At 66.2% G+C, this 7,242-nt stretch carries 9 protein-coding genes and 1 riboswitch; of the genes, 3 read left to right on the forward strand and 6 right to left on the reverse strand.

Annotation, left to right across the window (positions count from 1 at the left end):
• Positions 1-73: 73 nt before the first annotated feature.
• Entirely contained in the window at positions 74-679 is a 606-nt protein-coding gene (locus ACIBW7_RS04875) for a TetR/AcrR family transcriptional regulator (protein WP_397044061.1), read from the forward strand.
• Between the two features lie 55 nt (positions 680-734).
• Here ACIBW7_RS04875 and ACIBW7_RS04880 read toward each other — a convergent pair whose 3' ends face one another.
• On the reverse strand, positions 735-1,571 hold the full coding sequence (locus ACIBW7_RS04880; protein ID WP_397044062.1) for an ABC transporter permease: 837 nt from the start codon (positions 1,569-1,571) through the stop codon (positions 735-737).
• 20 nt (positions 1,572-1,591) lie between these two features.
• Complete coding sequence (locus ACIBW7_RS04885) at positions 1,592-2,494, reverse strand: ABC transporter ATP-binding protein (protein WP_397044064.1); 903 nt, start codon at positions 2,492-2,494, stop codon at positions 1,592-1,594.
• A gap of 283 nt (positions 2,495-2,777) precedes the next feature.
• Between ACIBW7_RS04885 and ACIBW7_RS04890 the strand changes: the two genes are divergently transcribed.
• Positions 2,778-4,070, forward strand: a complete 1,293-nt coding sequence (locus ACIBW7_RS04890; RefSeq protein ID WP_397044067.1) for a sensor histidine kinase — start codon at positions 2,778-2,780, stop codon at positions 4,068-4,070.
• Positions 4,067-4,759 (forward strand): response regulator transcription factor, encoded by a 693-nt coding sequence (locus ACIBW7_RS04895; RefSeq protein ID WP_364489253.1) that lies wholly within the window; start codon positions 4,067-4,069, stop codon positions 4,757-4,759. The genes ACIBW7_RS04890 and ACIBW7_RS04895 overlap by 4 nt, the downstream gene beginning before the upstream one ends.
• Positions 4,760-4,816: 57 nt before the next feature.
• On the opposite strand, the gene ACIBW7_RS04900 is transcribed toward ACIBW7_RS04895, so the two are convergent.
• From ACIBW7_RS04900 to mhuD, 4 genes are all read right to left on the reverse strand, one after another.
• Complete coding sequence (locus ACIBW7_RS04900) at positions 4,817-5,281, reverse strand: hypothetical protein (protein ID WP_397044070.1); 465 nt, start codon at positions 5,279-5,281, stop codon at positions 4,817-4,819.
• 36 nt (positions 5,282-5,317) lie between these two features.
• Complete coding sequence (locus ACIBW7_RS04905) at positions 5,318-6,148, reverse strand: CbtA family protein (protein ID WP_397044072.1); 831 nt, start codon at positions 6,146-6,148, stop codon at positions 5,318-5,320.
• Positions 6,139-6,333: a CbtB-domain containing protein gene (locus tag ACIBW7_RS04910; protein WP_040686176.1), complete on the reverse strand. Its 195-nt coding sequence runs from the start codon at positions 6,331-6,333 to the stop codon at positions 6,139-6,141. The genes ACIBW7_RS04905 and ACIBW7_RS04910 overlap by 10 nt, the downstream gene beginning before the upstream one ends.
• A 30-nt stretch (positions 6,334-6,363) precedes the next feature.
• Positions 6,364-6,516, reverse strand: a riboswitch (cobalamin riboswitch).
• 65 nt (positions 6,517-6,581) lie between these two features.
• Entirely contained in the window at positions 6,582-6,896 is a 315-nt protein-coding gene (mhuD, locus tag ACIBW7_RS04915; RefSeq protein WP_040686177.1) for a mycobilin-forming heme oxygenase MhuD, read from the reverse strand.
• Between the last annotated feature and the right edge of the window lie 346 nt (positions 6,897-7,242).

Raw genomic sequence — 7,242 nt, forward strand, 5'->3', positions numbered from 1 at the left:
CATGTCCGGTTGCTACCGTACCGACAACCGGACATTCTGTCCACTTGATTGGAAAGTCGAGTACAGTCGGGCGATGAACAGCGATATGGACCTGCTCGGCGGGCATCCGGAACCGGCATTGCCGACCGAGCGCGCGGACGCGGCCCGCAACCGAGCCAAAGTGCTCGCCGCGGCCGCCGAGCTGTTCGCAACGCGGGACCCGCGCACTGTCACGATGGACGACATCGCCAAGGCGGCGGGGGTCGGTCGCGGCACGCTGTACCGCCGCTATCCGGATAAGAATTCGATCGCCGTCGCACTGCTCGACGAACACGAACGCGCACTGCAGGAGCAATTGTTGCGCGGTGAACCACCGCTCGGTCCCGGCGCGCCACCAGCCGAACGGCTCGCCGCCTTCTATGCCGCCATGGTCGAATTATTGGACGGGCACGCGGATTTGGTGCTCGGCGCGGAGATCGGCGGCGCGCGGTTCGCCGCCGGTGCGTACGGCTTCTGGTTCCTGCACGTCCGGTCGCTGTTGGTGGCCGCAGGCATCGGGGACCCGGACGCCATGGTCGATTCGCTGCTCGCGCCGTTGGCCGCCGAGGTCTATCGGCATCAGCGGGCGCGGGGTCTCACTTCCGCGCAGATCGCGGGGGCGCTGGCCGAACTGGCCCGTTCCGTGCTGTCCGCGCCCTGAATGCGCCGAACCGCTGACGAACTGTTGTTCGCCAACGGTTTCGGCGCCTGTGGGTTCAGACCATATCGCGCCGCTGCACCAGCCACATCGTGCCCGCCGCGAAGAGCGCCACGTACACCACCAGCGCGATGAGCGACTGAGTCCGCGACAGGATGTCGAGCACCCCCGGCGTCGACGGCCCCTCGACGGTACGCATCGCCCCGGCCATCGAACCCGCTGCTGTACCGGGCAGATGATCGGTGAGCACCTTGATCGGGCTGAAGATCGCCGCAACACCGCGCAGCAGATTCTCCACAACCAGCACCCACACCAGTCCGAGTCCGACGGCCAGCGCCGGACCGCGCGCGATCGCCCCGATCAGGGCGCCCGCCAGCGTCCACATGCCGAGAATCGCTGTGCCGGTGATGATTCCGTTCACCGCCTGGCCAAGGCCGGGCAGTGCCAGCGACTGTGATCGGGTTGTCGCGATAATCGATGCGACCCCGATATCCGCCACGAACGCGACGCACACCAGCCCGACAACGGTGACCGCCAGGCTGATCAGCGCACCGCCGATGGCATTTATCCGCGACGGCCCCTGGGTGAGCACGGTTTTCCAAGTGCCCCAGCCATATCCGCTACCGATGGTCAATGCGCCGAGAATGAGCATCAGCGCACCACCGAACATCGCCATGCCCTGGGTGAAGACCTCCGGTACCGCAGCGGGCAACATCTGATGCAGCAGAACGTCTTTGGGCACGCCGTTCGACATCGTTTTCATATCGCCGGAGGAGTAGGCGAGGTAGTTGAAGAGGTAGGAGAAGGTGAGATTCAGCAGAATCCAGGTGCCGAGAATGATCCAGAATGCGGGCCACTTACGCAGTCGCAGCATCTCCGCTCTCGTGCTCGCCATCAGGCCGTTCATTGTCCCGTTCATTTCGCTGGCTCCAATTGGGTCATTTCGAAGAACACTTCTTCCAGGGACTTTTCATCGGTCCGCAGCTCCAGCAGATCCGCGCCGGATTCGACGACCGCACGCGCGACCACCGGCGCGCTGTCCGCACCGGCCTCGATCCGAATTCCGCGCGCGGTCAACATGGCCGAACGCTCGCCGACCACCCGGCGCACGGCGGGAAATGCCACCTCCAGCGGCTCGGCTCGCAGTAAAAGCGAAGAGGCGCCGCGCAATTCGGTGACCGTGGATTCGGTGAGCAGCTTGCCGCCGGAGATAACACCGACACGGTCGCAGATCTCCTGCACCTCGCTGAGCATGTGGCTGGACAGCAGCACGGTGTGACCGTCACCGGCGAGAGTTGTGATGAGCTCTCGCATTTCGGCCATGCCCTGCGGGTCGAGGCCATTGGTCGGCTCGTCCAGGATCAGCAGATCGGGACGGCCGAGCAGAGCCGCGCCGACGCCGAGGCGCTGCTTCATACCGAGGGAGTAGGTGCGGAACTTATCGTCGGCGCGATTGGCGAGGCCGACGCGGTCGAGCGCGTCCTCCGCGTCGGCACGCTCGAGGCCTCGATATTTCGCGAGTACCCGCAGGTTGTCGCGGCCGGTGAGGTAGGGGTAGAAGCCAGGTCCCTCGATAAGGACGCCGATTCGGCGGACCACGGCCGGATCGCCCGGGGTATGTCCGAGCACGGTGGCGGTGCCATCGGTGGGACGGATCAATCCGACCAGCATTCGCAGCGTGGTCGTCTTGCCCGCGCCGTTCGGACCGAGGAAACCGTAGATCTCCCCGGGCGCGACATGCATTTGCACGCGGTCGACGGCGACGTGGGTGCCGTAGCGTTTGGTCAGCCCTGCGGTGACCACGATGGAATCTGTCATGCACCGAGAATCCGCCCCCGACCAGGGGGGACACATCCGTCGCGCGGCGATGCTCGATGTACGTACCGCGGCCTACGAAGCGCCGTGACTGCGGACGCGACGACTGATTTCGCAAGCATATGGGCAACTTCGTCGGGAACGCCCGAAACCTGGCTGTCACCTCGACCGATGGCCCGCGACGCGACCGTTGAGGCACCAACGGCCGGCAAAATATTCGGGGCGGCGGGGGAGCATACGTAGCGCGGCGGACGTCGTGGCGCGTCCGGGCCAATAGGCTGCAAGTGTGACAGCGCCAGGGGAATCGAAACGTGGCCCGGTCCTTCAGGACTGGGTGCTCGCGCTCGTCGTCGGGGCGATCCAGGTCGTCGGGGGACGCAATGCCAACCTGCGCCAGACCGGAGTGCACTCGCTCGACGCATTCGGCTATGTGCTGTTGCTCATCGGACCGGTGGCGTTATTGCTACGCCGTTCCTACCCGCTGCCCGCGCTGCTCGTGACGATCGCGTCCTGCGCGGTGTACCTGCTGCGCGGCTACGGCTACGGCCCGATCTTCGTTTCACTGGTGATCGCATTCATCAGCGCGGCGATCGTCGGATCGCGCTGGTGGACATATCCGCTCGCGCCGATCGGCTATCTCGCGCTGCTCTGGCCGCTGCCCGCGCTGGTGGGGCATCCGGCCGACCCGTGGCTGGCATTCGGCATGATCGCCTGGCTGGGTGTGCTGGTCGCGATCGCGGAGGGGATCCGCCAGCGCCAGGCGGTGGTGGTGGCGCGCAGGCAGCGGGCCGAGGCGGCGCGCCGCGATGAGGAGGCGCAGCGCGAACGGCGGGCCAGCGAGGAACGGCTCGCGATCGCGCGTGAGTTGCACGATGTACTGGCACATAGCCTTTCGCTGATCAATGTGCAGTCCTCGGTGGCGCTGGAGCTCTTCGACAAGAAGCCGGAGCAGGCCGAATCGGCTCTCGCGGCTATCAAAACGGCGAGCAAGGATGCGTTGGCCGAGGTGCATACGCTGCTGCACTCGATCCGCAGCGGCAGTCCGTCGCCCGGCGCGGCCGAAGTGGGTGAATCGGATGTCGAGCCGGAATCCGCGCACGCGCGCCACGAATCCGAACGGGCCCAAGATAATTCGGTTGCCCACACCGTCGAAGCACCGCCGCCCGCCCCACGGAGTCCGGCGCCGAGCATCGAGGATCTGGACGCACTGCTGCAGCGCACCCGCGCTGCCGGTCTCACGGTCGACACCCGCATTATCGGCACCGCACACAAATTGCCCAGCGTCGTCGATGTGGCGGCGGCCCGCATCATCCAGGAATCGCTGACCAATGTGGTCCGCCACGCGCCCGGCGCACCGGCCGCGGTGACCATCCGCTACGCGGCCGATTCGGTCGAGATCACCATCGACAACGCTCGCGCCACCGGTACACAATCGAAGTCCGGACCGAGCGGCGGCAATGGCATTCTCGGCATGCGCGAACGCGCACACGCTCTCGGCGGTCAGCTGATCGCGGGTCCGCGGCCCAGTGGCGGATTCCGCGTGGTGGCCCGGCTACCGTCCCAGGAGGAGGCGCGATGAACGGCGGCAATTCGAGGGACGCGGGTGGGCCCGTCCGGGTATTGGTTGCCGACGATCAGGCCCTGGTGCGCGGCGGTTTCGTCGCGCTGCTCGACGCGCAGGACGGCATCGAGGTGGTGGGTGAGGCCGATAACGGCGAACAGGCCGTCCGCATGACCCGCAGCCTGACCCCCGACGTGGTCCTGATGGATATCAGAATGCCGGTCCTGGACGGCCTTGCCGCCACCAGAATGATCGCCGAGGATCCGAAACTCGCCGAGGTGAAGGTTGTCGTCCTGACCACCTTCGAACTCGACGAATACGTCTTCGAAGCAATGCGCGCGGGCGCGACGGGGTTCCTGGTCAAACACACCGAACCCGCCGACCTCGTCCGCGCCATCCGAGTCGTCGCCGCGGGCGACGCCCTGCTCTCGCCCGGCGTCACCCGCCGCCTCATCGCCGAATTCTCCGCCCACGCCAAACAACCCCCACCCGCCGCGTTCACCGAACTCACCGACCGCGAGCGTGAGGTCATGACCCTGGTAGCCGAGGGTCTCACCAATGCCGAAATCGGCGAACGCCTCTTCATGAGTCCCGCCACCGCCCGCACCCACGTCAGCCGCATCCTGATGAAACTGGACGCCAGAGACCGCACCCAACTCGTGGTCATGGCCTACGAATCCGGCCTGGTCCGCCCCGGCTGGCAATAACGCTGTCGCGCACCCGGCGATTACCGCGCATACCGAATAGCCTGTGCGAGATGGCCACTACCTGAAGTAGCGGCGGGCGGTCGGGTGGTACATGGCGGGGATGGCAACCAAGACGGCCAGGATGTGCCCGGTGCGGAAGGTTCCGGTGATCACCGCGGATGCGGTGAGGTTGTCGAACAGGTCGCCGATTTGCTTGGCGGACAACGTGGCTGCCAGTGGTTCGATGGTCAGAGAGGCCAGGCCGATTACGCCGATGCCGAAGGTGAGCACCAGCCTGGCCCAGCGGGCGCCGCGCGCCATCTGGACGGCGACGCCGAGAACCACCAGATAAATGCCGCCGCGAACGGCCGAACCTGTTGCGAGTGAGCCGATATCGGCGTTCGGGCGGTCCAATTGCACGGCGGTGTAGGTGATGGCCTCGCCGACGCCGCATAGTAGCGCGATGACGAGTGCGGTGAATGCCACGAAAACCGGGCGTGGTGGGTCGGTTCTCGGCCGTACGGAAAAGGCAGTGGCGGTCATACGACCGACACTGCCTTTCGCGGTTCGAATTCCGGATCAGCCTGCGGTAGCGGCTGTTTCTCGTACCGGAGTGCTATCGCGCGTGGCGAATTCGGTGAGCGCCGCGAAACCGAGGCCGAGGCAGGCCCACAGGGTGGCCGTCTCGCCGAGCGATGTCGCACGGAACTGCCACAGCAGTACGGCCGGGAAGTCGTCCTTCACCTCGTTCACGCCGGGCAACAGGATGTACCCGAGTACCACGATGAGGACGAATGCCGCGACCCCGGCGATCAGCCGGACCGTACCGAGTTGCGCGGCAAGCAGTTTGTAGACGTACAGCCCGATACCGACGGCAGCGAGTCCGAGTAGCACCGCCGCCAACCACAGCAGGGTGCGCTGGTTGATGGTGTCCGGTTCACCCACGGCGGGCGGATTGGCCGGGTACTTGAAGAACGGCACCGCCACTATCGCGGTCCAACCGGCCAATGCCGATCCGAGCGCGAGCTTCGGCCCCGACAAGGTGGTGTACCGGCGTGCGAAGTGCGCGACCGAAGCGAAGATCGCCCCGAGCGCGAGCCCGGCGAGTCCGAGCGCAAGGAACTGCCCGAACTTCTGCCCGGACCGGCTGACCAGCGGTTCTTCCTCGTCACCGTGCGTATGCCCGGCTGGTTCCTGGGCGTGCTCGGCGGCCTGCTCCTTGGCGGTATTGGCCTCTTCGATGGAGATGGCGGCGTCGATCTTGGATTCGCCGACGAAGTAGCCCACTGTCGCGGCCAGCAGACCGGCGATGAGGCCGGCCAGCAGGCCACGGAGCAGCAGGGTCTTGAGCGATCCGACCAGGGGTACGGCCGCCGACGGAGTCGGCGGGGTGGGTGTACTCAGTGGCACGGCACACCGAGCAGGTGACGTCCGTCGTGCATGAGCTCATGCAGGTACATCCCGCTGCGCGAGATGACGCCCTGGTCGAAGCCGACCAGGTACAGCGTGAGCAATGCGAGAAGAACGACGCCCACTGCGATGAGCAGTGTGCCGAGTGAATCAGTTGCCCGACTCGGTGAATGCGCGATAGCCATTCGAGTCCTCCTAGGGATGCGCGTCCCGTGAGTTGTTCGGTGCGAAGGCGCCGGTGTCTGGCTTTCCGGCACCAAGGACTCGGTGCAAGAACACAGTGGCGCGACCGCTCCGGAATTTCACCGAATTACCGCGTCACCCTCGCGTTTGTCCTTCGAACTGTGACATCCGGTTGTACTCGGCGTCAACATGGCGGGCGACTTGCCCAGGCCGGGATGGGCGAGTCGCGCGCCGGGTCTGTCCAGCGGTTTCAGGAAGCGGACTTGGCCGCGACGTCCAGTACAACCTCGAATTCCAGCAGCGAGGCACCCGTCGAAACCGGCTTCTGCCGCTCGCCGGCGTGCGCCTCGCGCGCGGGTCCGTCCCGCCACGCCGCGAACGACTCTTCCGAATCCCACTGGGTGACAACGAAGTACCGGTTCTCTCCGGCCACCGGCCGCAGTAACTGGAAGCCGAGGAAGCCCGGCGAGCCCTCGACCGCATGCGCGCGATGGGCGAATCGCTTCTCCAACTCGGGGCCCGCGCCCTCCGGAACCTCGATCGCATTGATCTTCACAACAGCCATGGCTCCGACGATACGTCCGCGCCAACCGGGCACCCCGCAGCGCATGCGATGTAGTCCATCGCAGGCGAGTTGACCGCGGAGACTCTCCAACTACGGAGCGAGTCTTACGAGCGACCCGTCTCGCGTCCGCGCCGAAGGCGCGGCCATCGAACACAGCCGACTCGTCGAAGCGCATGCGCCGCAGGCGCGGGACTCGACCATCCGGCGAGCGTGCACCGGTGGCCGAACGATCCGCCATCGGTGACCCCAACGAAGCGAGTCTTACGAGCGAGGAGTTCGCGGCCCGTCTCGCGTCCGAGTCGTCGAAGCGCATGCGCCGCAGGCGCGAGTCTCGACGACTCGGACG

This window comes from Nocardia sp. NPDC049526 (genome assembly GCF_044465765.1).
GTDB lineage: Bacteria > Actinomycetota > Actinomycetes > Mycobacteriales > Mycobacteriaceae > Nocardia.